This window comes from Streptomyces sp. NPDC048496 (assembly GCF_043200055.1).
Taxonomy (GTDB): domain Bacteria; phylum Actinomycetota; class Actinomycetes; order Streptomycetales; family Streptomycetaceae; genus Streptomyces.
Map to the genome: position 1 here is coordinate 16,093 of NZ_JBICXB010000036.1, position 23,744 is coordinate 39,836.

Sequence of the window (23,744 nt, forward strand, 5' to 3'; positions counted from 1 at the left end):
ACCATGACACTCCCCAAGCACCAGTCGCCCGCCCGCACCGTCCTGGTGACCGGTGCGGCGGGCGGCCTGGGCCGCGCCTTCGCCCTCGGCTTCGCCGACCGCGGCTACCGGGTCGCGGCCTGCGACCTCGACCCGGACGGGGCCGAGGAGACCGCGCGCCTGGTCGAGGCCGCAGGCGCCGACGCCTGGCACGGCCGGGCCGACGTCACCGACCCGGCGAGCACCGTGGCGGCCGCCGCCCGGGTCGCGGAGTTCGGCGGCGGCACGATCGACGTACTGGTCAACAACGCCGCCGTCTACGGCACCGTCACCCGGTCCCCGCTGGAGCGGATCGACCCGGCGGAGTGGGATCTGGTGATGGCGGTCAACCTCAAGGGCCCCTGGCTGATGACCCGGGCGGTGAGCCCGCACCTGCCCGAGGGCGGACGGGTCGTCAACCTCTCCTCGGCCACCGTCTACAGCGGTTCGGAGAACTGGGCGCACTACGTCGCCTCCAAGGGCGGCGTGATCGCCCTGACCCGGGTGATGGCCAAGGAGCTCGGTCGGCGCTCGATCACCGTCAACGCGATCGCGCCGGGCTTCACCCTCACCGAGGCCAGCCGCGGCCTGATCGAGGACGCCGAGTCCTACGGCGTCGACCGCGGCGCGCTGCGGCGGACCAGCCGGCCGGAGGACGTCGTCGGCGCCGCGCTCTACCTCGCCGGCCCCGACAGCGCCTTCGTCACCGGGCAGACCCTGGTCGTCGACGGCGGCCGCCAGTTCATCTGACCTCGACCACCAGGAGGAGAAGCCATGCCGAAGGTCACCTACACCGAAACCGCCGGGAACTGCCGCACCGTGGACGCCAACGTCGGCGACTCGGTCATGGAGAGCGCCGTCCGCAACGGCGTTCCCGGCATCGTCGCGGAGTGCGGCGGCTCACTGTCGTGTGCGACCTGCCACGTCTACGTCGAGGAGGCCGATCTGGCCTCGCTGCCGCCGATGGGTGAGATGGAGGACGAGATGCTCTGGGGCACCGCGGAGGACCGGCGCCCTAACTCCCGCCTGTCCTGCCAGCTCAAGGTGGCCGACGGCATGGACCTGCGGGTGACCACCCCCGCCACCCAGGTGTGAGGGGCCATGGCCGACGGACTGCTCATCATCGGCTCCTCGCAGGCCGGCGTCTCCCTGGCGACGTCACTGCGCGCGCTCGGCCACGAGGAACCGATCACGCTGCTCGGTGACGAGAACCATCGCCCCTACCAGCGGCCCGCCCTGTCCAAGGAGTGGCTGCAGGGTGAGATCACCAACGAGTCGCTCATGTTCCGCACCGAGGACCACTGGGTCGAGCAGCGCATCGACGTGGTGAAGAACGAGCGGATCATCCGGATCGACAAGCGCGACGACGGCTCGGGCACGGCCCACTCCATGTCCGGCGCCCGGTTCGCCTTCGACCGCCTCGCCCTCGCCGTCGGCGCGCGGCCGCGCAGGCTGCTGCTCGACGGCGTCGACCTGCCCGGCGTGCTCTACCTGCGCAACGCCGACGACGCCCTGGAGCTGAAGGCCCGGGTGCCGGACGTGCGCGACGTGGTGGTGATCGGCGGCGGGTTCATCGGTATCGAGGCCGCCGCGTCGCTGAACCGGATGGGACGCACCGTCACCTTGCTGGAGGCGGCACCGCGGCTGGTCGCGCGCGCCGTCGGCGAGGCGACCTCGGCGTATCTGCTCGACCACCACCGCGCCGCCGGTATCGACATCGTGCTGGGCGCTACCGTCCGCCGGATCGTTCCGCGCGGCGACCGGGTCGGCGGCGTGGAGCTCGTGGACGGCCGCGTGGTGCCCGCCGACCTGGTGCTGGTCGGCGTCGGTGTGATCCCCAACACCGAGCTGGCCGAGTCGATCGGCCTGGTCTGCGACAACGGCGTCCGCGTGGACGCCTGCGCGCGGGCTTCCGACGGGGTCACCGTGGCGGTCGGCGACTGCGCGAACCTGCCCAATCCGGTGCCGGGCGCGCCCGAGGGCGACCGGGTCCGGTTCGAGAGCGTCAACAACGCCATAGAGCAGGCCAAGGTGGCGGCGTACGCGATCACCGGCCGCCAGGAGGAATACGCCGGCATTCCGTGGTTCTGGTCCAACCAGGGCGAGATCAAGCTCCAGATCGCCGGGCTATCCACCGGCCACGACCGCACCCTGATCCGCACCGACGCCGAGCGCGGCAGGCACAGCGTGCTGTACTACCGCGGCGACCGCGTCATCGCCGCAGACTGCGTCAACCACCCGATGGACTTCATGGCAGTCCGCAACGCCCTCGGCAAGGGCCTGTCCATCCCGTTCGGGGCCGCCACCGACCCGTCCATGCCACTCAAATCCGTGACCGTCCAGCCGACCGCTCCGGTCGATGCCGACTGAGGAGGGGCTCCCCCATGCCCACCACCTTGCCCGCCGTGCGTCCGATCCCCGGGTCGGGGCCGGTCGACATCTCACCGATCTCACTGACCCCGGCTCCCGGCGAGGACCTCGACCCCATCTGGAAGGCGGTCGTTTCGGAGACCCGCACCCGGGGCAACGACATCCATCTGCCGATCTCGCTCGCCTACGCCGAGCGGCTGTGCGATGCCTTCCCCGAGGCCGACCGGCTGCTGGTGCGGGTGGCCATACAACTCCACGACACCGGATGGGGCAGGGTCGACGAGGACCGCATCCTCTCCGAGGGTTTCTCGGGCGACTGGCGCAAGGCAAAGATCCGTTTCGAGCACGAGCGGCAAGGCTGCGTCATCGCCCGCGAGGTGCTGCCCCCGCTGGGCTACGACGAGGAGTTCGTGCGCCAGGTCTGCGCCATCATCGACGGTCACGACACCCGGCGGGAGGCGTACTCGCTGGAGGACGCCCTGGTCCGCGACGCCGACCGGCTGTGGCGGTTCGACCACGCCGGAATCGCGCTGGCGTCCGGCTGGTTCCGCATGGACCCCGCCGTCTACAGCGACCGGCTGGAGGCGGAGATCATCCCCGAGCTGCTCACCGCCCCGGCCATCGCCATGGCCACGGCCGAACTGGAGCGCTCCCGCGCCCTGTTGAAGACGGAGGTGATCAGGTGAACGCCAGCGACGCCGCGCCGTCCCCGGCCCGGCCCGTGCCGCGGTGGACCCGTACCGACGACTACTACGTCGACGGCGCCTGGGTCCGCTCGACCGCCGCGACCCGCCTGCCGCAGATCGATCCGGCCACGGGCCGCGAGTGGGGCGCCGTGCCCGACTGTTCCGCCGAGGACGTCGATGCCGCGCTCGCCGCCGCCGACCGGGCCTTCCGCACGGGGCCGTGGGCCCGCACCACGCCGTCGGAAAGGGCCGCGCTGCTGCGCCGGATCGCCGACGAGGTCGAGGCCCGTGCCGCCGAGACGGCCGTGACGAACACACGCGAGAACGGCTCGCCGATCGGCGAGACCCGGGGCGCCGCGGCGAATGCCGCCGGCATCCTGCGGCACGTCGCCGGGCTGGCGTCCTGGCTGGAGGACGAGGACGTCAGGCCGTTCCCGGCGGGAGGCGCCGAGTCCGTCGTGCGCAAGGATCCGGTGGGCCCGTGCGTGCTGATCGCACCGTGGAACTTCCCGATCAACCTGATGGTGGTCAAGCTGGCGCCCGCCCTGCTCGCCGGCTGCACGGTGGTCATGAAGCCCGCGCCCGGCACGTCGCTCTCGATCCGGTTCGTCGTCGAGGCATGCGCCGCGGCCGGAGTCCCGGCCGGGGTGGTCAACCTCGTCACCGGCGGCGGCGAGGTCGGCGACCGGCTGGTCCGCCACCCGCTGACCGCCAAGGTCGCCTTCACCGGCTCGACCCCGGTCGGGCGCCGGATCGCGGCCGCCTGCGGGGAGCTGCTCCGCCCGGTCACCCTCGAACTCGGCGGCAAGTCCTCGGCGGTCGTCCTGGAGGACGCCGACCTGGAGCAGATGGCCCCGGCGCTGATCCGCACCTGCCTGCGCAACACCGGGCAGACCTGCTACATCTCGACCCGCGTCCTGGCCCCCTCGTCCCGCTACGACGAGGTGGTCGACATGGTCACGCGCGTGGTCGCGGACGCACCGCAGGGCGACCCGTTCGACGAGGGCACCGTGTTCGGGCCGATGGCGTCGCAAGCGCAGTACGACGTCGTGCGCGGCCATCTCGACTCCGCGCACGCGGAGGGAGCCCGCGCCACCACCGGCGGGCGCCCCGCGGACACGGACCAGGGGTGGTTCATCGAGCCGACGGTGTTCGCCGATGTCACACCCGACATGCGGGTCGCCCGGGAGGAGATCTTCGGGCCCGTGGTGACCATCCTGCGCTACGACGACCTCGACGAGGCCGTCGCCCTCGCCAACGACACGCCCTTCGGACTCGGTGGCGTCGTCTTCTCCGCCGATCCCTCGGCCGCGCAGGCGGTCGCGGAGCGCATGGACACCGGATCCGTTGGTGTGAACTTCTTCGCCTCCAACCACAACGCGCCCTTCGGCGGACGACACGACTCCGGGATGGGGGTGGAGTACGGCATCGAGGGGCTGGCGCAGTACGTCACCTTCAAGTCGATCCACCGTCGTCCCGGCTGAAGCCGTCCTCGGGTCCGCGGAGTCGCACCCGGCCGGAACCCCGGCCGGGAACAGGACCGGGCCCCCGCAAAGGCGCCTGCGGCCCGGGGTGAGTCGAGACAGGTGGCACCGGTCGGTGCAACGGGCCGTCACATCGTCGACCGACCGGACGGGCCGGGGCGAGAACATTCGGTGGTCGCGTCGTCGAGAAGGGCGTCGGCCGGCTCGGGTCCGTCCGGGAAGAGGAGTGTTCAATTGACGGCGGATCCGATGATCAAGGAGACGCTTGATGAGCGAGACCATCGTTGAGACCGTGGCCGTGGAGGAACCGGTCGTTGTACCGGCCGTGGAGACGGTGTCGGACGACCAGTTGATCGGGCGTTGTCACGTTGGCTGACTGGGGGGATGATCTTCGGGTTGATCATGCCGGAGGGGGACTCGTCCGTGGAGAGCGCGTCGCCGTCGTACAGGGGTCACCGGTATCCGGTTGAGGTCATCTCCCACTGCGTGTGGCTGTACTTCCGATTCCCGCTCAGCTTCCGCGAGGTGGAGGAGCTGATGCTCCAGCGCGGTGTGATCGTCTCGCATGAGACGGTCCGCCGATGGTGTCTGAAGTTCGGGCAGGCCTACGCCCACGCGCTGCGCCGCCGACAGGCCCGGCCCGGCGACAAGTGGCATCTGGACGAGGTCTTCATCAAGATCAACGGTGAGCAGAAGTACCTGTGGCGGGCAGTCGACCAGGACGGCAACGTCCTCGACATCCTCGTCCAGAACCGCCGGGACAAGGCCGCGGCCAGGCGATTCTTCCGCAAACTCCTGAAAAAGACCGGCACAGTGCCGAGGGTGCTCGTCACCGACAAGCTCCGCTCCTACGGCGCGGCCCACCGCGAGGTCATGCCCTCCGTCGAGCACCGCTCCCATAAGGGCCTGAACAACCGGGCCGAGAACAGCCACCAGCCCACGCGGCAACGCGAACGCGCCATGAAAGGCTTCCGCTCCGCCGGCGGGGCCCAGCGGTTCCTGTCCGCGTTCAGCGGCATCTCACCCCACTTCCGACCCCGACGCCACCTGCTCACCGCCACCGACTACAGAGCCGAGATGACCGTCCGCTTCACGATCTGGGAGCAGATCACCGGAGTCGCCAGCCTGCCCACCATGGCCTGAGCGCAGGCCCGCATCGCGGGCCCACCACGCCCCGACGCGCCGTCAGGCACCCACGCACCCAACAACGTGACAAAGCCCTATTGGGGACTCTTGGATCTCTTGGCTTGAGCGGGTGGCGTCGTCATCCAGGTCTCCAACGTGGCGAGGCCGGTCCGCCGCGCCAATCCTTCGCAGCCCCGGGAACGCCAACAGCGAAGACGCCACCGTGTCCGTCAGCCCCAGACAGACATGCAGTCCGGGCGAACGGACCTCCGTCACCACTCGGCTGGCGCTCGCCAGAACCGGCGTGCTGCACGCCGCGCTGATCTGGCCGACCTGCGCTCCAGCACGTGCCATCCACCGGCCAACGCTGGGGGCGCCTTTCCGCTTAAGAGCCACCCATTCCCCCGCCGCTATAAGCGGCCTGACCAGCATCCCAACATGCCTGACACCCCATCAGAACGAGCGTCAAATGAGCGTCACGAGCGTCATTTCAGCGTCAAGATATCGCCCGTAACGCCCACACCGCACATAACGCGCACACGGAAAACCGCAGGTCAGGCGCCCTTCCCGACTGCTTCAAGGATGGCGACGCACTCCACATGATGCGTCATCGGGAACAGGTGAACGACGCGGAAGGGAGGTTCCCTGCGCCCGAGGTGGAGCGGAGCTCAGTAACCTGCGGACCGGCGGGCAGCCGTGCGCACCACTCAGTTGGCGCGGCCGGACTTCCCCTCTACAGTGCCACCGAAGCGACTGCTAACCGAAGAAGCTCAACCGGACGTTCCGGTTGGTATTGCTGGTGTTCGTATCGACCAGGCACACCGACTGCCACGTACCCAGTTCCAGCCGTCCGCCGATCACCGGCAATGTGGCGTGCGGTGCGATCAGGGCCGGCAGGACGTGGTCGCGGCCGTGGCCGGGGCTGCCGTGGCGGTGCTGGTAGCGGTTGTCCGCGGGCAGCAGTGTGTGGAGGGTGGCGAGGAGATCGTCGTCGCTGCCCGCTCCGGTTTCCAGGATGGCGATTCCGGCGGTGGCGTGGGGCACGAAAATGTTGAGCAGGCCGTCCCGGCCAACGGCGGCGCGGGTGAGGAACCGTACGCAGTCGTCCGTCAGGTCGGTGACCGTCTCGGCGACACCGGTCGTGATGTGCAGAACGCTGGTGATGAAGGCATCGGGCATGCCCCCATCCTCTCGCTCGTGGCCCGAGATGGCGCGTCCACGTTCCGAGATCGGCGGTGACGATCGCGGCGACCTGTCAGGTGGCGTGTAGCGCTGACGCTGAGTAACAGTCCTCGCGGCCTGCCCGCAAGGTCTTCTCGAGAAGTGTGAATGACTTGGGTGTACCGCCCGGCTGTGGCTTGCCCGCTTTGTGGCCGACGACCCGGTAGCCGTCGTCCAGGTAGTAGGCGTTCAGGCGCGCGTTGCCAGCCAGGCAGTCCAGACGTACGAACTCCCGCCCCGTGGTGGCCACACGGTGTTCCGCGGCTTGCAGCAGCAGCCGCCCGGTCCCGGGCAGGGCGCTGCTGCGGTCCACCATCAGCCGGTGCACGTAGCCGGCCACCGGCGGCTGCGGTCCCCAGGCCTCCTCGTCCTCCCACCACAACTCCCAGGCCCCGGCCACGCGGTCGTCGACCTCGGCGAGCCAGACTTCGCCGCCGCTCGCCATGATCCGGCGGAAGTGATCCTCACCCAGCTCGCCGGGCTGCCACTGGCCGGTGATGCCCTGGGCGAGCATCCAGCGGGCAGCATCGTCACGCACGCGAACGAGAGTGGCGAGGTCAGCATCCTCGGCGAGACGGAAGTTCAGATCGTTCATCGCGCGATCCTCGCACGAACCGTTCCTAGTCAGTGAACATGAGTTGCACTGGCACGCCCCGAACGGTGTTGGGCCTACTGGTCCCCCGCGTTCGCTTCCCGCTCGGCGGCGGCCCTCCAGGGGCGCGGTCCGTGACAGGTGGGCGGGTTTCCTCGCGACCTTGGGTGCCTCGTCCGGCCTGGGCGGTCCGATGCCCGCGACGATCGCTCTGGTCGTCGCGGGGCGATGTCGTCCTTCCCCAAGCTCTCAGCTCCGTTCGAGCAGGGGATACCCCATCCCGGATCGGGTGCCCGAGGTCGCGTCGTCCGATGGCGATGCTCGCGGCATCGTGCCGGGTGGTGGTGCGTCGTGGGGTGGCCAGCGGTTTCTGCCAGTGCTGCGCGCCCCACAGGCTGGTGTGGGCCGGGTCGACCGCCACGATCGACAGGCCGGCTTCGGCAGCCACGGAGGTGATACGGGCTTGGAGTTTTCCGGTGGGCATGCCGGAGATGAGCTGCCGGAAGCGTCGTTTGCGGCCGTGCTTCTCGCGGGTCTTCTCCGCCGCGAAGTCCAGGTCCTCGATGGCGATGGCCTTCACGTCGGTCCGCTTGGCCCAGTTGATGAGGCGGGTCCACGGGGCAGTACTGTGTCACGCTGCCCGGCGTCGGCCGCAGGACCGCCAGGGACGTCACGTCCAGGCCGGTGCTGTTCCGGGCGAAGTGGGGCGAGCCGGCGGTGCGGTTGAGCACCGGCTGCAGCAGCGGCCGCAGCCGACGGAAGCCGTCGGCTGCGGCAAGGTGCTGGGTGCTGCGGAGCAGGCCGGAGCGGACCACCTGCCGGTCCTCCAGCAATGCGGTGAGCTCAGATTGCGTGAAGCCGTTGATCCTGCTCCACAGCCCGACATAGGCCCAGTTGGGCTCCTGTGCCTGCAGTGCGACCAGGCGCCCGATCACCTCCAGCGGGGTGCGATCGGTGCGCGCCAACAGGAATTGGCGGTCCATCAGCGCCCGGTTCAGGGCCCGGGGAGAGAGCGTGGTCACGACAGCCGTACCGAGACATTGCCCTGGTAGCACCCCTGGAGCAGCGACAGGAACGCCCGCGGCACGTCCTCGATCCCGCCCTCGACGACCGTCTGCGGGTAGACGAAGCGGCCCTCGCCCAGCCACGTGCTGAAGTGTTCCCGCCAGGACGTGATCTGATCGGGCGTGTGGTAGCAGGAGAACGGCAGCAACTCGATGCCCTTGGCCTCGGCCGCCGCGCCGTCGGGCTGCGGGAAGCGCTCCGCCGCGCCGCCGAGCTGGCTCGACAGTGAACCGCACAGCGCGAAGCGCGCCCAGGGCCGGGCCGCCTCCAGCGCGGCCCGGTACTGCTCGCCGCCCACGACGTCGAAGAACACCGAGATACCCTCGGGCGCGAGCTCCCCCAGCCGGTACGCCGCGGAGCCGTCGTGATAGTCGAACGCGGCGTCGTAGCCGAGCTCGTTCACGAGGTAGTCGACCTTCGCCGGGTTGCCGGCACTGCCGATCACCCGCGCCGCGCCGAGACACCTGGCGATCTGGCCGGCCAGCGAGCCGACCCCGCCCGCAGCGCCGGAGACGAACACCACGTCGCCCTCGCCGACGGCCGCCACGTCGGCCATCCCGTAGTAGGCGGTCGGCCCCTGGCCGAGGTAGTAGCCGGGGTCGGCGAAGAGCCCGCGGTCGAGCTTGACGTACCCGGCTGCCGGGCCCGCCGAGTACTCGCTCCAGCCGGTCATCGACTGGACCAGATCGCCGACCGCGAGCTCGCGGTTGCTGGACCGGACGACCGTGCCGATGGCGGCGACCCCCACCCGCTGGCCCGGCTGCCAGGCCGGCACCGGGATGGTGCAGTCGGCCCGCATCAGCTCCAGGTACGTCGCGGCGAGCCCCACCTGGTCGGTCCGCACCAGGACCTCGCCGTCCACCTCGGCCTTGGCGACGGTGAAATGGTCGAGCGTCGGGACGCCGGTGATCTGCGCGGCCAGCTGGATCTCACGGGTGATCATTTCTTGGTCCTCACATCGGTCCGGTATGGCCTTCGAGATCGACCCTAGGGAAGCTTCCGGCCACTTTCTGACCGGAACCCGGGGCAGTATTTCGGCATGGCGAACACCAGCTCACGGACCCTCAGACTGCTCTCCCTGCTGCAGACCCACCGCCACTGGCCCGGCCTGGAACTGGCCGACCGGCTCGGGGTCTCCGAGCGGACCCTACGCCGCGACGTCGACCGGCTGCGCGAGCTCGGCTACCCGGTCAGTGCGGCCCGGGGCACGGACGGCGGCTACCAGCTCGCGCCCGGAGCTGTCCTGCCCCCGCTGTTGCTGGACGACGAGGAGGCGGTGGCGCTCGCGGTGGGCATCGGCGACGCGGCGCAGAGCGGGATCGCGGGGATGGAGGATGCGTCCCTGCGCGCACTCACCAAGGTGGTGCGGGTCCTGCCGCCCCGGCTACGGGCCAGGGTGGACGCCCTGCGCGCGATGACCGTCTCCGCTGCCGCGTCCGGGCCGGTCGTCGCGGCAGGGGTACTGACCGCGGTCGCCCAGGCATGCCGGGACGCGGAGCGGCTGCGGTTCGGCTACACGGCCAGGGGCGCCGCGCCCACCGAGCGCGAGGTCGAGCCGCACCGGGTGGTCTCCCTCGGCGGGCGCTGGTACCTGGTCGCCTACGATCTGGACCGGCACGACTGGCGCAGTTTCCGCCTCGACCGGCTGACCGAGCCGACGGCGACCGGCACGCGATTCCGGCAGCGTCCGCTCCCGGCCGAGGACGCCGTGGCCTTCGTCCAGGCGGCGAGCGGGGCCCCGGCTCCGTACACGGTCGAGGCCCTCGTCCACGCGCCATCCGCACGGGTGCGGCAGGTGGTCGGCCAGTGGGGCACGATCGAACCGCTCGACCAGGACAGCTGTCGGCTCACCATGACCTCGACCTCCCTCGACTGGCCGGCGCAGGCACTGGGCAATGTGGGCGCCGAGTTCGAGGTACTGGGACCGCCGGAGTTCGCCGCGCACGTCCAGGAGTGGGGCGCTCGCTTCATCCGGGCCACCCGCGCACCCGAGTGCCTTTCCTCGCCCTAGCGCCGCGACGGTGGCGCGGCGTTCGTAGCAGCGGGCGAAGCGGTGGAAGGCGTTCCACCAGGCGCAGGCGGGCTTGAAAGTCTGCCCGGCAGCGGCGGTCACCCCTGCCGCAAACGGGCGTCCGCTCCGGGCGGGGCGCCGCTGCTGATCGCCGGGGCCGCTGGCCGGGAAGATCCCCTTGCCCGAAGTGGTTGGTGGAAGCGTGAACAACTTTGGGGTCGGGGCAGCACGCGAAGTGGACGTGGTCGTGATCGGCGCCGGACAGGCTGGTCTGTCCGGCGCCTATCATCTGCGCCGCGCAGGTCTGGAGCCCGACCGCGACTTCGTCGTGCTCGACCACGCGCCCCGTCCGGGCGGCGCCTGGCAGTTCCGGTGGCCCTCACTGACGTACGGCAAGGTCCACGGCATGCATGCGCTGCCCGGCATGGAACTGTCCGGTGCCGACGACAGCCGCCCGTCGTCCGAAGTGATCGGCGAGTACTTCGACGCGTACGAGCGCACCTTCGACCTGAGGGTCCACCGGCCCGTGGACGTGAGTGCGGTGCGGGAGGGCGACGGCGGGAGGTTGCTCGTCGAGACCTCCGAGGGTGCGTATGCCACGCGCGCCCTGATCAATGCCACCGGCACCTGGGACCGGCCGTTCTGGCCGCGCTACCCGGGCCAGGAGACCTTCCGGGGGCGTCAGCTGCATACCGCGAACTATCCGGGGCCCCAGGAGTTCGCCGGGCGGCGGGTGGTTGTGGTCGGTGGCGGCGCCTCCGGCACTCAGCATCTGATGGAGATCGCCGAGGTGGCGGCGGACACCTTCTGGGTGACGCGTCGGCCTCCGGTCTTCCGGGAGGGGCCGTTCGGCGAGGACCAGGGGCGGGCCGCCGTCGCCATGGTGGAGGAGCGCGTACGGCGGGGGCTGCCGCCGCAGAGCGTGGTGAGCGTGACCGGGCTGCCGGTCAGCGACGCCGTGCGGCGGGCCCGGGAGGAGGGAGTGCTCGACCGCCTGCCGATGTTCGACCGGATCACTTCGACCGGGGTGGCGTGGGACAACGGGCGGACGGTGGACGCCGATGTGATCCTCTGGGCGACCGGGTTCCGCGCCGCCATCGACCATCTCGCACCGTTGCGGCTGCGCGAGCCCGGCGGCGGTATCCAGGTCGAAGGCACGCAGGCCGTACGGGACCCGCGGATCCATCTGGTCGGGTACGGGCCGTCGGCGAGCACCATCGGTGCCAATCGGGCGGGGCGGGCGGCGGTGCGTGCCATCAGACACTTGCTGAAGGCCGGCGGGGACGACGCCGTCGGCCGCGGGGGCGAGCACACCGCCGCTCTGGTGTGACATCGCCCTTCAGCTGCCTCTCGCTCGTCGCCATGCGGGCATGCTGTCCCGGGCCGTCGGCGGCTCGGACGGGACGACACGACTCCACACCGCGAGGACAGAACACACGAACAGGGGATCGGATGTTCGCTGGAACGCGTGATCGTATGGCCGATCGTTGCTCAACTCATCTGCGGCACCTGATGATTACAGGGCGCAAACAACGGGCTGCAGACCGCGACTGCGCTGTCCCAGAGATGCACCATGTACGAGGAGAAACACCTGATGAACGTCCTGACCAACCTGCTTGCCGGACTCGTCCACTTCGTGGGTTGGCTCGTCTGACCTCTGCTCCGCCCCGGCGCCGTCGCTCCCCGTCCCACGGGAGCGGCGGCGCCGTCGCGTGTGCGGTCTCAGCCTCGGCTCCCCGGCCCGGTGAACTCGGGCAGGGCGGCGAACCCGGGTGCCACGGTGACCGCCTCCGCGAGCGCGCCGAGGGTGCGGCGGACCCGGGTGAGGGGGAGTTCCACCCACAGCAGAGCTCTCATGGGCGGCGATCATGCCGCACGGAGAACCGGCCCCACACCCCCGTGCTCACTTCTCCGTGTCCCGATCAGCTTGCCACGGGGGCCAGTTGGGTGTCCCGCCGGACAAGCGCGGCATAGCGGCCGTCCTGCTGGAGCAACTCCTCGTGGCTGCCGCGCTCGGCGGTCCGGCCGCCGTCGAGGACGACGATCTGATCCGCGTCGCGAACGGTGGAGAGGCGATGAGCGATGGTGATCGTGGTGCGCCCTGCGGACAGTGCGTCGATCGCCTCCTGTACGGCGAATTCGGTACGGGTGTCGAGGGCGCTGGTCGCCTCGTCGAGGATCAGGACGGGCGGGTCGCGCAGGATGGTACGGGCGATGGCCAGCCGCTGTTTCTCGCCGCCGGAGAAGCGGTAACCGCGCTCGCCGACCAGGGTGTCGTAGCCGTCGGGCAGCGAGGCGATGTGGTCGTGGATCTGTGCCGCGCGGGCGGCCGCCTCGATCTCGGCATCCGTCGCGTCCGGCTTGGCGAAGCGCAGGTTCTCGGCGACGGAGGCGTGGAAGAGGTACGTCTCCTGGGAGACCACACCAACGGCCCGGGCGAGCGTGCCGAAGTCCAGTTCGCGTACGTCGACGCCGTCGAGCGTGACCCGGCCGCCGGTGACGTCGTAGAGCCGTGGCACCAGGTAGCTGAGCGTGGACTTGCCGGAACCGGTCGGTCCGACAACAGCGAGGCTGCCACCGGCCGGCACGGTGACATCGACACCGCTGAGGGTCGGGCCGCTCTTCTCGTCGTAACTGAAGTCCACGCCCTCGAAGCGGATCTCGCCGCGGATCTTCTCCAGTTGGACGGGTTCCTCGGGCTCGGTGATGTCCACCCTGAGGTCGAGGTACTCGAAGATCCGCTGGAACAGTGCGAGGGACGTCTGCATCTGCACCCCGGTGGAGAGCAGGCTCACGGCAGGCCGGAAGAGGCCCTGCTGGAGCGAGACGAAGGCGACAAGCGTGCCGATGGAGACAGCGGGTCCGCCGGACTGCAGGGCGAGTCCCGCGGCCCAGTAGATGATGGCGGGCACGGCGGCCATGACGATGCCGATCGTCGACATCCGCCATCGCCCGGCCATGCTGGAGCGCACTTCGAGGTCGACCAGGCGCTCGGACTCGTCGGCGAAGCCCTGCGTGAGGGAGTCCGCCCGGCCCATCGTCCGGCCGAGCAGGATGCCGCTCACGGAGAGGGACTCGGTGACCGTGGCCGCCATGGCGGCCATCTGCTTCTGACGCTGAGTGGTGATCTTCTTGCGCTCGCGGCCGACCCGGCGACTGATCCAGACGAAGACCGGCAGCAGGAGGAGCGAGACAAGAGTGAGCCGCCAGTCGAGCGCCAGCATGGCGACGACGGTGGCGATGACCGCCGTGAGGTTGGAGACCAGCGAGGTGGCGGTGGAGGTGACGGTGGCCTGCATACCGCCGATGTCATTGGCGATACGGGACTGCACCTCGCCGGTGCGGGTCTTCGTGAAGAAGGCGAGCGGCATCCTCTGCAGCTGGGCGTAGACGGACGTGCGCAGGTCATGCATGACACGCTGGCCGACGGTGGTGGAGATCAGGGTCTGCAGGACGCCGAACACGCTGTTCATCACGGCGGTGAGAATCATGCCGAGGGCGAGCAGCGAGAGCAGTCCCGTCCGCCCCTGGGGAATGGCCGTGTCGAGGATCTCGCGGAGCAGGAACGGCGATGCGACCGACACCAGCGACGAGGCGCCGACGAGCAGTCCGACCAGCGCGAGCCGGCCGCGGTACGGATGGAAGAGGCGGAGGATGCGGCGCAGCTCGGCGGGCGGCCGCGTACCGTCCCTGGGCGGGGGTGTCCACGTGGGTTCGTCGGGTTTCATGTGCTCCTTCGGCAGGCGTGACGGAGGGAGACGACCGCAGGCGGCAGTCCAGCTTTTGAGAGCATAACTCATTGTTACCTTCACTCACAATGAACATTGTCCTGATACTGTTCCTCCCATGGACTCTCCCGACTCCGACGGCCTGCTGGCCGAGCAGCTGCTGCGGCTCACCCGCCGGCTCCAGCGCATCCAGAGCCGCCAGCTGGAGCCGATCGGCATCACGCCGGCCCAGTTCCGGCTGCTGCGCACGGTCGCCCACTACGACGGGCCGCCCCGGATGGCGGATCTCGCGCAGCGCCTGGATGTCGTGCCGCGCGCCGTGACCAGCCTGGTCGACGCGTTGGAGGCGAGCGGCCGGGTGCGCCGCGCCCCGGACCCGGACAGCCGCCGGGTGGTCCGGATCGAGATCACCGACGAGGGCCGCGCCACGCTGCGCTCGCTGCGCGACGCGCGGAGGGCGGCCGCGGAGGAGATCCTGGCTCCATTGACCGCCGATCAGCGCGAGGTGCTGGGCGGGCTGCTGTCCACTCTGGTCGCGGGAATGCCGGAGCGTCGCTGCTGAGGCTCCACCTTCGGAGTGTGCCGGGTGCCGGGTGCCGAGGCGAGTCGGCGCAGCCCGTGCCGGGCCGGTTCGCCGGCCGGCCTCGAGGCCTTGCACCGATCATGAACGGAAATCCTCGCTGGTAGAAAGGTGGGAGTACCGCACCGACCCATCGAGGGGACCGTCGCCATGCCGCTGCTGGAGCCGAAGCCGGAAGTCCTCCGCCCGGGTGCGGCACGCACCCCGTCCCCCGACCGGGTCCCCGACCTGCGGGCCCCGGGCACGCCCGAGCCGCTGCGCGGCGAACTGACCGCGCTGCTCGGGCCGGAGAAGGTGTTGTGGACCGTCTCCGACCTGGTGAAATACGCCTCCGACGCCAGCCCCTACCGGTTCGTCCCGCAGGTCGTCGTCGTCCCGGAGGACATCGACGACATCTCGGCGATCCTGTCGTACGCGCACGGCAAGGGCCGCGAAGTCGTCTTCCGGGCCGCGGGCACGAGTCTGAACGGCCAGGCGCAGGGCGAGGACATTCTCGTCGACGTCCGGCACCACTGGGCGGGCATCGAGGTGCTGGACGACGGTGCGCGGGCCCGGATCCGCCCCGGGACCACAGTCATGCGCGCCAATGCCACCCTCGCCCGGTACGGCAGGCTGCTGGGCCCCGACCCGGCCAGCGCCATCGCGTGCACGATCGGCGGGGTCGTCGCCAACAACGCCTCCGGAATGACCGCGGGCACCACCCGCAATTCGTACCGCACCGTCACCTCGCTCACCTTCGTGCTGCCGAGCGGCACGGTCGTCGACACGGCCGATCCGGCGGCGGACGAACTGCTCGCCCACGCCGAACCACAACTGTGCGAGGGGCTGCTGGCCCTGAAGGCGGAGATCGAGGCGGACGCGGAACTGACCGCCCGGATCCGCGCCAAGTACGAGATCAAGAACACCAACGGCTACCGGCTCGACGCGTTCCTGGACGGCTCGACCCCCGTACAGATCCTGCGCGGACTGATGGTCGGCTCGGAGGGCACCTTCGGTTTCATCTCCGAGGTCGTCTTCGACACGCTGCCGCTGGACCGGAAGGTCTCCAGCGCCCTGCTCTTCTTCCCCTCGCTGACCGCCGCCGCCGCTGCCGTGCCCCGCTTCAACGAGGCGGGGGCGATCGCCGTCGAGCTGATGGACGGCAACACGCTGCGGGCGTCGGTGAGCGTCCAGGGCGTGCCCGCGGACTGGGCCGGCTTGCCGAAGGAGACGGCGGCGCTGCTGGTGGAGTTCCGGGCTCCGGACGAGCCGGGGCAGGAGGCGTACGAGCGGGCGGCGGCCGCGGTCGTCGAGGGGCTGGACCTTGTCGCGCCGGTAGCCTCGGTGACCAATGAGTTCACCCGCGAGGCCAAGGTCATCTCGGGTTACTGGAAGGCCCGGAAGGCGTTCGTCACCGCGGTCGGCGGCTCCCGCCCGTCCGGTACGACTCTGATCACGGAGGACTTCGCCGTCCCGCCGTCGCTGCTCGCCAACGCCTGCGAATCCCTCCTCCGGCTCCAGGCGGAGCACGGTTTCGACGCCGCCGTCGCGGGTCATGCCGCGCACGGCAACCTGCACTTCCTGCTCGCGTTCGACGCGGCGAAGCCGTCCGATGTCGACCGGTACGCCGCGTTCATGGACGACTTCTGCCGGCTGACCGTGGAGCGCTTCGACGGCTCGCTCAAGGCTGAGCATGCCACCGGTCGCAATATCGCGCCCTTCCTGGAACTCGAGTGGGGCCCGAAGGCGACCGAGCTGATGTGGCGTACGAAGCAGGTCATCGACCCCGACGGGGTGCTCGCGCCGCGGATCGTCCTCGACCGTGACCCGCAGGCCCATCTGCGCGGGCTGAAGACCATTCCCGAGGTCGAGCTGATCGCCGATCCGTGCATCGAGTGCGGGTTCTGCGAACCGACCTGTCCCAGTCACGACCTGACCACCAGCCCGCGTCAACGGATCGTGCTGCGACGGGAGATGATGCGCCAGCCCGGCGGTTCGCCGGTGGAGACCGGGCTCCTCGACGCGTACGGGTACGACGCCGTTGACACCTGCGCCGGTGACTCCACCTGCAAACTCGCCTGCCCGGTCGGCATCGACACCGGCGCCATGATGAAGGACTTCCGCCACCAGCGGCACTCACCGCGCGAGGAACGGATCGCGGCGCTCACCGCGAGGAACTTCAAGGCGGTGGAGACCTCGGCGCGGCTCGCGGTCGCCGCGGCCGACAAGATCGGCGACCGGCTGCTGGAAACCGTCACCGGGCTCGCCCGCAAGGCCGTACGCCCCGATCTGGTGCCCGAGTGGCTGCCCGAGATCCCCGGCGCGGCGCCCCGCAAGCTGCCCCGCACCTCGCGGGTCGGGGCGAGCGCCGTCTACTACCCGGCGTGCGTGAACCGTATCTTCGGCGGTCCGGAAGGCCACCGTGGCCCGTCGCTGCCGCAGGCCGTCGTCGCCGTCTCGGCCCGCGCCGGAAAGCCGGTGTGGATCCCGGAGGACGTCGCGGGGACCTGTTGCTCGACGATCTGGCACTCCAAGGGCTACGACGAGGGCAACGCCGTGATGGCCAACCGCATCGTGGAGGCCGCCTGGGGCTGGACAGCGGGCGGAAAGCTGCCCCTGGTCGTCGACGCATCGTCGTGCACGCTGGGCATCGCCCATGAGGTGGTGCCCTGTCTCACCGAGGACAACCGGGAGTTGCACCGGGAGCTGACGGTCGTCGACTCCCTCGTCTGGGCGGCCGACGAGCTGTTGCCGGAACTGACGATCCTGCGGAAGACCGGCTCGGCGGTGCTGCACCCGACGTGCTCCATGCAGCATCTCGGCGACGTGGAGCAGTTGCGTACAGTCGCCGAGGCGTGTGCGGAGGAGGTCGTCGTACCGGACGACGCCGGGTGCTGCGCGTTCGCGGGCGACCGCGGGATGCTGCACAAGGAGCTGACCGCGTCGGCCACGGCGAAGGAGGCGGACGAGGTCAACTCCCGTGAGTACGACGCCTATCTCTCCGCGAACCGGATGTGCGAGATCGGCATGGACCGGGCCACAGGACGCGCGTACCAATCGGTCCTGATGGAACTGGAGTGGGCGACGCGCCCCTGACACGTCTCTCGCACGACCGCGTACGCAACCGACCACCGGGTCCGGCCTCATCCGCCGGGTTCGGTGGTCGGCGTTCTCCTGGACACCCGGTGAGCCACGTACAAAAGTCCATGGTTTCCGTTACGGGAGTCCAAACCCTCTCCTTGCGTATCAGCAGTCTCAACTATCAAGGTCATGACCGAGGTTCAGTGCAACAGCCGCGCACGTCAGACCCCTCTCCTGGAGGATCGATGAACGACGCAGCACAGCAGAACCACGGTACGGAGGACGGTGACGACGGCTCGATGAGCCGTCGTTCGGTCCTGTGGACGACCGCCGCCGGCGTGGCCGGTGCCGGGCTCGGACTGGGCGGTCTCGGCAGCGGCACCGCATCCGCCGCCACCCCCCTCGGCACCGATTCCGCCGCCGGTGCACAGGAGCAGACGGCCACGCCGCAGCGCCAGGGCGCCACCATGGTGGGAGTTCCGTTCAAAGGGCGTTCCACCGTCCGGGTCGGCCTGGTCGGCCTCGGCAACCGCGGCGGCAGCATGATCGATCTCTATCTCGCCGTCCCCGGAGTGCAGGTCGTCGCCGTGTGCGACCCGGTCAAGGAGAAGGCCCGGCGGGCCGCCGCGAAGGTGACCGCCGCCGGTCAGCCGACGCCCGCCGTCTACACCAACGGCGAGGACGACTACGAGAATCTCTGCAAGCGCGGGGACATCGACTTCGTCCATGTGGCGACTCCCTGGGACTTCCACTTCGAGATGGCGAAGACCGCCATGCTCCACGGCAAGCATGTCGGGGTGGAGTGTCCGATCGCTCTCCAGCTCGATCAGCTCTGGGAGCTGGTCAATCTCTCCGAGCGCACCAGACGGCACTGCATGCAGTTGGAGAACTGCTGTTACGGGCGGAACGAGATGCGGGTGCTCCGCATGGCGCACGCCGGTCTCTTCGGCGACCTGCTGCACGGCGCGGGCGCGTACAACCACGATCTGCGCGGCCTGATGTTCGACCCGGACTACTACGAGGGTCCATGGCGCCGGCTGTGGCACACCCGGCTGCGCGGCGACCTCTACCCCAACCACGGGTTCGGTCCGGTCGCCAACTACATGGACCTCAACCGCGGAGACCGTGCGGTGAGCATCACCAGCGTGGGTTCGCCGTCCCTGGGGCTCGCCGAGTACCGGAGGAAGCACATGCCGGCAGGTGACCCGAGCTGGAAGGAGACCTATATCGAGAGCGACCGCACGATCAGTCTCGTCCAGACCGCCAAGGGACGGGTCATCCGGCTGGAGCACGACGTGTCCACACCGCATCCGTACTCGCGGATCAACAGCCTCGGCGGCACGAAGGGGCTCTTCGAGGACTATCCGGAACGCATCTATATCGAGCCCGACCACACCGACGACACCTGGGGCGACTTCGGCACGTACGCCGACTGGGACCACTGGCTGTGGAAGGAACACGCCAACCCGCCCGGCGGGCACGGCGGAATGGACTACATGCTGGTATTCCGGCTGATGCAGTGCATGCGGCTGGGGCTCGTTCCCGACTTCGATGTGTACGACGCGGCGACCTGGACGTCTCCCGTACCACTCAGCCACCTCTCCATCAAGGCGAAGGGCGCGCCGCAGCAGATCCCGGACTTCACCCGCGGCGAGTGGAAGAACGCCCGCCCCGGCATGGACTCGGAGAAACCCGCGAAGGCCTGACGGCCGGCACGACGCTGCGGGGCCCGGCCGCAAAGGCCGGGCCCCGCAGCGCGACCTCCCACGGCCCGCTCGGTGACCTTGGCGCGACATACGCATTCCGTGGAGAAAACCCTTTGCTTCGACCGGGGCCCCCGGGTGAACCTTGCACGGTTTGAGTCAGTCACCGAACAAAAATCGATCCTCGGAACCATGGGACGTCATGCACATTCGCGATCTTCCCTACTCGGATCCTGGTGATCCCGATGTCCGGTCAGGCCCACGCTTCCTGCTCTGGCTCGGCCGCAACCAGATCCGCGGACAGCTCAAGTCCATGTCCTGGGGCCTGCTGCACCAGTGCTCCGTCGCCGGGCTGCCGCTGGCCGTCGGCTTCGCCGTGCAGGCCGTCGTCGACCGTTCCGGCAGCCGGCTCGCGCTGGCCGGCGGGCTGATCGCCGTCCTCGGTGTGCTGATCGCGGTCGGCGACACCATGCTCCACCGGACCGCCGTCACCAACTGGATCACCGCCGCCGCCCGCGTCCAGCAGCTCCTGGCCCGCAAGACCGCGGAACTCGGGTCCGCACTGACCCGCCGGGTCGCCGCGGGCGAGGTCGTCGCGGTTTCCACCGGTGACGTCGAGAAGATCGGCTGGTTCGTCGAGGCACTCTCCCGCTTCGCCGCTGCCGCCGTCGCTCTCGTGCTGATCTGTGTCGGACTCGTCCTCTATCTGCCGTCGCTGGGGGCGCTGGTGGCACTCGCCATGCCGCTCCTGGCACTGGCCGTGCTGCCGCTGCTCCCCCGCGCCACCCGGCGCGCGGACCTTCAGCGCGAGAAGGCCGGAAAGGCCACCGAACTGGCGTCGGACACCGTGGCCGGGCTGCGGGTGCTGCGCGGGATCGGCGGCGAGGAGCTGTTCCTCGGCCGCTACCGGCGTGCCTCGCAGGAGGTCCGCAAGGCGGCCGTCCGCAGCGCGCAGATGTGGTCGCTGATCTCGGCGATCCAGGTGCTGCTGCCGGGCGTGCTGCTCATCTCGCTGGTCGTTTACGGGGCGACGCTGGCCCGCGACGGCCGGATCGAGGTCGGCCAGCTGGTCACGGTGTACAGCGCGGCGACGCTGATGCTGTTCCCGCTGCGGCACGTCGAGGAGATCGCGATGGCGTACTCCTTCTCACGGCCGTCCGCCAAGCGGGCCGTGCGGGTGCTGTCGCTGCACCGCACCGCCGAGCCGTCGACCGTCGACGTGGTGCCGTCCGGTGATCTGTACGACCCGGTCACCGGGCTGATGGCCCCTGCGGGCAGGTTCACCGCAGTGGTCTGCGGCGACCCGGACGAGGCCGGCCGACTGGCCGAACGGCTCGGCGGGCACGCCGAGCCGGCCGCGGAGCAGGACACCACGGACGACGCCCCCGAGGGCTCTCGGCCGCCGGAGAAGAATCCGTCCGTCCTGCTCGGCGGCGTACCGCTGGACGAGCTGTCGCTGGCGGCCGCCAAGACCGCGGTGCTGGTCCAGGACAAGGACCCGGTGCTGCTCTCCGGAACGCTCCGGGAGCTCCTGGACGTGCCGTCGTCCGGCCAGGTGACCGCTGAACAGGCGCTTGCCGCCGCCCAGTGCGATGACGTGCTCGACGCACTGGCACAGGCCTCGGTGACCAGGGACGGCGATCCGATGACGACCAGGATCACCGAGCGCGGCAGGTCGCTCTCCGGCGGCCAGCGGCAGCGGCTCGCCCTGGCCCGCTCCCTGGTCACCGATCCGGAAGCACTGGTTCTCGACGAGCCGACGTCCGCCGTCGACTCGCACACCGAGGCCCGGGTCGCCGCCGGTATCAAGGCGCTGCGCCAGGGCCGTACGACCGTCGCGTTCGCCTCGTCGCCGCTGCTGCTGGACCTCGCGGACCGGGTGGCGCTGGTGCACCGGGGCACCCTGACAGCGGTCGGTACGCACCGCGAACTGCTGCGCACCGAACCGCGGTACCGGGCGGTCGTCACCCGGGAGACCGACGACGAGATCGCGGCACTGACCGCACCGGACGAGATCGACGGGATCAGCGAAGTCAGCGGGAACAAGGCGATCGAAGAGATCGAACAGATCGAAGGAATCGAGGAGAGGGCATGATCGGCGTCGCACAACCGACGTACGACCCGGCCGCCCCACAGTCGGCGACAACGCTGCCGGTCGGCACCCCCACCACCGTACGCAGCTACGTACGGGACCTGATGCGGCGCCACCGCAAGCCGTTCGCCGTACTCATCTCGGTCAACGCCGTCGCGGTGATCGCCTCGATCGTCGGGCCGTATCTGCTGGGCGGACTGGTCGAGGACCTGTCGAACGGGGGCGCAGACCTCCATCTGGAGCGCACCGCCGCGGTGTTCGGGCTCGCACTGCTCGTACAGACCGTGTTCACCCGGATGATGCGGCTGCGCAGCGCGATGCTCGGCGAGGAGATGCTGGCCGATCTGCGCGAGGACTTCCTCGTGCGGTCGGTCGGGCTGCCGCCGGGCGTGCTGGAGCGGGCCGGGACCGGTGATCTGCTCTCCAGGATCACCACCGACATCGACCGGCTGGCCAACGCGATGCGGGAGGCCGTGCCGCAGCTGGCGATCGGTGTGGTGTGGGCGGGGCTGCTGCTCGGTGCGCTCACCGTGACCGCTCCCCCGTTGGCACTCTCCGTACTGATCGCGCTGCCGGTGCTGCTCCTCGGCTGCCGCTGGTACTTCCGCCGGGCGCCGTCCGCGTACCGCTCGGAGGCCGCCGGGTACGCGGCGGTCGCCGCGATGCTGGCGGAGACCGTGGACGCCGGACGGACAGTGGAGGCGCACCGTCTCGGCGCGCGCCGGGTCGCGCTGTCGGACCGGCGGATCAAGGAGTGGACGGCCTGGGAGCGGTACACGCTGTTCCTGCGTTCGGTGCTCTTCCCCGTCATCAATGTCACGTACGTGACGATCCTCGGCGCGGTGCTGATGCTCGGCGGCTGGTTCGTCATCGAGGGATGGCTCACTGTCGGACAGCTGACGACGGGTGCGCTGCTGGCGCAGATGATGATCGACCCGATCGGTCTGATCCTGCGCTGGTACGACGAATTGCAGGTGGCGCAGGTGTCGCTGGCCCGGCTGGTCGGCGTGCGGGACATCGAACCGGACGCGGGCGACGCGGAGGTGGTACCGAACGGCCGGGACGTACGCGCCGAGGAGGTGCGCTTCGGCTACCGCGCCGGGCTGGATGTCCTGCACCGGGTGTCGTTGGACGTCGCGCCGGGTACGCGCCTGGCGCTGGTCGGCCCGTCCGGGGCCGGAAAGTCCACGCTGGGCCGGCTGCTTGCCGGGATCTACGCGCCACGCACAGGCGAAGTGACGCTCGGTGGTGCGGAGTTGTCGCAGATGAAGGCGGAGCAGGTACGTACGCACGTGGCGCTGGTCAACCAGGAGCACCATGTGTTCGTGGGTTCGTTGCGGGACAACCTCCTGCTGGCCCGTGCCGGTGCCGGGGACGCCGAGCTGTGGGCGTCGCTCGCGGCGGTCGACGCGGACGGCTGGGCGCGGGCGCTGGAGGAGGGGCTGGACTCCGAGGTCGGCTCCGGCGGTCTGGCGCTGACACCCGCTCAGGCCCAGCAGATCGCCCTGGCCCGGCTGGTCCTGGCCGATCCGCACACGTTGGTGCTGGACGAGGCGACGTCCTTGCTGGACCCGCGGGCCGCCCGGCATCTGGAGCGGTCGCTGGCCCGGGTGCTGGACGGCCGTACGGTCGTGGCGATCGCGCACCGGCTGCACACCGCGCACGACGCGGATGTGATCGCGGTCGTCGAGAGCGGCCGGATCAGTGAGCTGGGCAGCCATGACGAGCTGGTGGCGGCGGACGGTGCCTACGCGGCGCTGTGGCGTTCCTGGCACGGCTGAGGAGGGAGCGGCCACCGGTCGGCGCCAAGCAAGAAGTCCGAGACGCGCACAACGTCGCCGTCATCGCGACTGACCTTGAACACCCCGACTGCGAGGAACTGTTCACCTGGCTTCACCGCACTCCCGGGCGGCCCGTTTCGAGCGAGATCGGCGCCAACAACGTCTACCGAATCGCGGGGCAACGAGTGGGTCGTGGTATTCCGCTTCTCCGGTCTCGATCAGCTGACT

At 70.1% G+C, this 23,744-nt stretch carries 18 protein-coding genes and 2 pseudogenes; 13 read left to right on the forward strand and 7 right to left on the reverse strand.

Going from position 1 to position 23,744, the window contains the following annotated elements; translation table 11 throughout:
* The first annotated feature begins 3 nt into the window (after positions 1–3).
* From ACGFSA_RS26150 to ACGFSA_RS26175, 6 genes are all read left to right on the forward strand, one after another.
* On the forward strand, positions 4–768 hold the full coding sequence (locus ACGFSA_RS26150) for an SDR family NAD(P)-dependent oxidoreductase (protein WP_393308163.1): 765 nt from the start codon (positions 4–6) through the stop codon (positions 766–768).
* A gap of 24 nt (positions 769–792) precedes the next feature.
* On the forward strand, positions 793–1,113 hold the full coding sequence (locus ACGFSA_RS26155) for a 2Fe-2S iron-sulfur cluster-binding protein (protein WP_393308165.1): 321 nt from the start codon (positions 793–795) through the stop codon (positions 1,111–1,113).
* Positions 1,114–1,119: 6 nt separating this feature from the next.
* Positions 1,120–2,388: an NAD(P)/FAD-dependent oxidoreductase gene (locus tag ACGFSA_RS26160; protein ID WP_393308167.1), complete on the forward strand. Its 1,269-nt coding sequence runs from the start codon at positions 1,120–1,122 to the stop codon at positions 2,386–2,388.
* A gap of 14 nt (positions 2,389–2,402) precedes the next feature.
* Positions 2,403–3,074 (forward strand): HD domain-containing protein, encoded by a 672-nt coding sequence (locus tag ACGFSA_RS26165; protein WP_393308169.1) that lies wholly within the window; start codon positions 2,403–2,405, stop codon positions 3,072–3,074.
* Entirely contained in the window at positions 3,071–4,558 is a 1,488-nt protein-coding gene (locus ACGFSA_RS26170; RefSeq protein ID WP_393308171.1) for an aldehyde dehydrogenase family protein, read from the forward strand. The genes ACGFSA_RS26165 and ACGFSA_RS26170 overlap by 4 nt, the downstream gene beginning before the upstream one ends.
* Before the next feature lie 402 nt (positions 4,559–4,960).
* The gene (locus tag ACGFSA_RS26175; RefSeq protein WP_393308257.1) at positions 4,961–5,701 is read left to right on the forward strand and encodes an IS6 family transposase; all 741 of its coding nucleotides are present in this window, start codon (positions 4,961–4,963) and stop codon (positions 5,699–5,701) included.
* 738 nt (positions 5,702–6,439) lie between these two features.
* Here ACGFSA_RS26175 and ACGFSA_RS26180 read toward each other — a convergent pair.
* The 5 genes and pseudogenes from ACGFSA_RS26180 to ACGFSA_RS26200 all read right to left on the reverse strand — a co-directional run bounded on the left by ACGFSA_RS26180 (position 6,440) and on the right by ACGFSA_RS26200 (position 9,504).
* A complete protein-coding gene (locus ACGFSA_RS26180) occupies positions 6,440–6,862 on the reverse strand; it encodes a secondary thiamine-phosphate synthase enzyme YjbQ (RefSeq protein WP_393308173.1) in 423 nt (140 codons plus the stop codon).
* A gap of 76 nt (positions 6,863–6,938) precedes the next feature.
* Positions 6,939–7,499: a GNAT family N-acetyltransferase gene (locus ACGFSA_RS26185; RefSeq protein ID WP_393308175.1), complete on the reverse strand. Its 561-nt coding sequence runs from the start codon at positions 7,497–7,499 to the stop codon at positions 6,939–6,941.
* A gap of 25 nt (positions 7,500–7,524) precedes the next feature.
* A pseudogene (locus ACGFSA_RS26190) lies at positions 7,525–8,109 on the reverse strand (IS200/IS605 family accessory protein TnpB-related protein); the annotation flags it as partial.
* A gap of 64 nt (positions 8,110–8,173) precedes the next feature.
* Positions 8,174–8,479, reverse strand: a pseudogene (locus tag ACGFSA_RS26195) (DNA glycosylase AlkZ-like family protein); the annotation flags it as partial.
* A 35-nt stretch (positions 8,480–8,514) separates the two neighbouring features.
* Complete coding sequence (locus tag ACGFSA_RS26200; RefSeq protein WP_393308177.1) at positions 8,515–9,504, reverse strand: zinc-binding dehydrogenase; 990 nt, start codon at positions 9,502–9,504, stop codon at positions 8,515–8,517.
* A gap of 96 nt (positions 9,505–9,600) precedes the next feature.
* Between ACGFSA_RS26200 and ACGFSA_RS26205 the strand changes: the two genes are divergently transcribed.
* Positions 9,601–10,572 (forward strand): helix-turn-helix transcriptional regulator, encoded by a 972-nt coding sequence (locus tag ACGFSA_RS26205; RefSeq protein WP_393308179.1) that lies wholly within the window; start codon positions 9,601–9,603, stop codon positions 10,570–10,572.
* A 202-nt stretch (positions 10,573–10,774) separates the two neighbouring features.
* Positions 10,775–11,902: an NAD(P)-binding domain-containing protein gene (locus tag ACGFSA_RS26210; protein ID WP_393308181.1), complete on the forward strand. Its 1,128-nt coding sequence runs from the start codon at positions 10,775–10,777 to the stop codon at positions 11,900–11,902.
* Positions 11,903–12,294: 392 nt separating this feature from the next.
* Here the strand turns inward: ACGFSA_RS26210 and ACGFSA_RS26215 are convergent, their stop codons facing one another.
* Both ACGFSA_RS26215 and ACGFSA_RS26220 read right to left on the reverse strand, forming a co-directional pair.
* A complete protein-coding gene (locus tag ACGFSA_RS26215) occupies positions 12,295–12,429 on the reverse strand; it encodes a hypothetical protein (protein ID WP_393308259.1) in 135 nt (44 codons plus the stop codon).
* Positions 12,430–12,494: 65 nt separating this feature from the next.
* Positions 12,495–14,300, reverse strand: coding sequence for an ABC transporter ATP-binding protein (locus ACGFSA_RS26220; RefSeq protein ID WP_393308183.1), 1,806 nt, complete (start codon positions 14,298–14,300; stop codon positions 12,495–12,497).
* Positions 14,301–14,418: 118 nt separating this feature from the next.
* Here ACGFSA_RS26220 and ACGFSA_RS26225 point away from each other — a divergent pair, with 118 nt between their 5' ends.
* The 5 genes from ACGFSA_RS26225 (at position 14,419) to ACGFSA_RS26245 (ending at position 23,516) form a co-directional block, all read left to right on the forward strand.
* The gene (locus ACGFSA_RS26225) at positions 14,419–14,862 is read left to right on the forward strand and encodes a MarR family transcriptional regulator (protein WP_358856098.1); all 444 of its coding nucleotides are present in this window, start codon (positions 14,419–14,421) and stop codon (positions 14,860–14,862) included.
* A gap of 168 nt (positions 14,863–15,030) precedes the next feature.
* Positions 15,031–17,955 (forward strand): FAD-binding and (Fe-S)-binding domain-containing protein, encoded by a 2,925-nt coding sequence (locus ACGFSA_RS26230; RefSeq protein WP_393308186.1) that lies wholly within the window; start codon positions 15,031–15,033, stop codon positions 17,953–17,955.
* Between the two features lie 230 nt (positions 17,956–18,185).
* Positions 18,186–19,646: a Gfo/Idh/MocA family protein gene (locus ACGFSA_RS26235; protein WP_393308188.1), complete on the forward strand. Its 1,461-nt coding sequence runs from the start codon at positions 18,186–18,188 to the stop codon at positions 19,644–19,646.
* Positions 19,647–19,845: 199 nt separating this feature from the next.
* Complete coding sequence (locus ACGFSA_RS26240) at positions 19,846–21,738, forward strand: ABC transporter transmembrane domain-containing protein (RefSeq protein WP_393308190.1); 1,893 nt, start codon at positions 19,846–19,848, stop codon at positions 21,736–21,738.
* Entirely contained in the window at positions 21,735–23,516 is a 1,782-nt protein-coding gene (locus ACGFSA_RS26245) for an ABC transporter ATP-binding protein (RefSeq protein ID WP_393308192.1), read from the forward strand. Before ACGFSA_RS26240 ends, ACGFSA_RS26245 begins: the two co-directional genes overlap by 4 nt.
* Positions 23,517–23,744: the final 228 nt, after the last annotated feature.

Bases quoted from the DNA above. Each gene is read 5' to 3' on its own strand.
- ACGFSA_RS26150 (WP_393308163.1), top strand. From the start codon at position 4: ATGACACTCCCCAAGCACCAGTCGCCCGCCCGCACCGTCCTGGTGACC.
- ACGFSA_RS26155 (WP_393308165.1), top strand. From the start codon at position 793: ATGCCGAAGGTCACCTACACCGAAACCGCCGGGAACTGCCGCACCGTG.
- ACGFSA_RS26160 (WP_393308167.1), top strand. From the start codon at position 1,120: ATGGCCGACGGACTGCTCATCATCGGCTCCTCGCAGGCCGGCGTCTCC.
- ACGFSA_RS26165 (WP_393308169.1), top strand. From the start codon at position 2,403: ATGCCCACCACCTTGCCCGCCGTGCGTCCGATCCCCGGGTCGGGGCCG.
- ACGFSA_RS26175 (WP_393308257.1), top strand. From the start codon at position 4,961: ATGCCGGAGGGGGACTCGTCCGTGGAGAGCGCGTCGCCGTCGTACAGG.
- ACGFSA_RS26180 (WP_393308173.1), bottom strand. From the start codon at position 6,862: ATGCCCGATGCCTTCATCACCAGCGTTCTGCACATCACGACCGGTGTC.
- ACGFSA_RS26185 (WP_393308175.1), bottom strand. From the start codon at position 7,499: ATGAACGATCTGAACTTCCGTCTCGCCGAGGATGCTGACCTCGCCACT.
- ACGFSA_RS26200 (WP_393308177.1), bottom strand. From the start codon at position 9,504: ATGATCACCCGTGAGATCCAGCTGGCCGCGCAGATCACCGGCGTCCCG.
- ACGFSA_RS26205 (WP_393308179.1), top strand. From the start codon at position 9,601: ATGGCGAACACCAGCTCACGGACCCTCAGACTGCTCTCCCTGCTGCAG.
- ACGFSA_RS26215 (WP_393308259.1), bottom strand. From the start codon at position 12,429: ATGAGAGCTCTGCTGTGGGTGGAACTCCCCCTCACCCGGGTCCGCCGC.
- ACGFSA_RS26220 (WP_393308183.1), bottom strand. From the start codon at position 14,300: ATGAAACCCGACGAACCCACGTGGACACCCCCGCCCAGGGACGGTACG.
- ACGFSA_RS26225 (WP_358856098.1), top strand. From the start codon at position 14,419: ATGGACTCTCCCGACTCCGACGGCCTGCTGGCCGAGCAGCTGCTGCGG.
- ACGFSA_RS26230 (WP_393308186.1), top strand. From the start codon at position 15,031: ATGCCGCTGCTGGAGCCGAAGCCGGAAGTCCTCCGCCCGGGTGCGGCA.
- ACGFSA_RS26235 (WP_393308188.1), top strand. From the start codon at position 18,186: ATGAACGACGCAGCACAGCAGAACCACGGTACGGAGGACGGTGACGAC.
- ACGFSA_RS26240 (WP_393308190.1), top strand. From the start codon at position 19,846: ATGCACATTCGCGATCTTCCCTACTCGGATCCTGGTGATCCCGATGTC.
- ACGFSA_RS26245 (WP_393308192.1), top strand. From the start codon at position 21,735: ATGATCGGCGTCGCACAACCGACGTACGACCCGGCCGCCCCACAGTCG.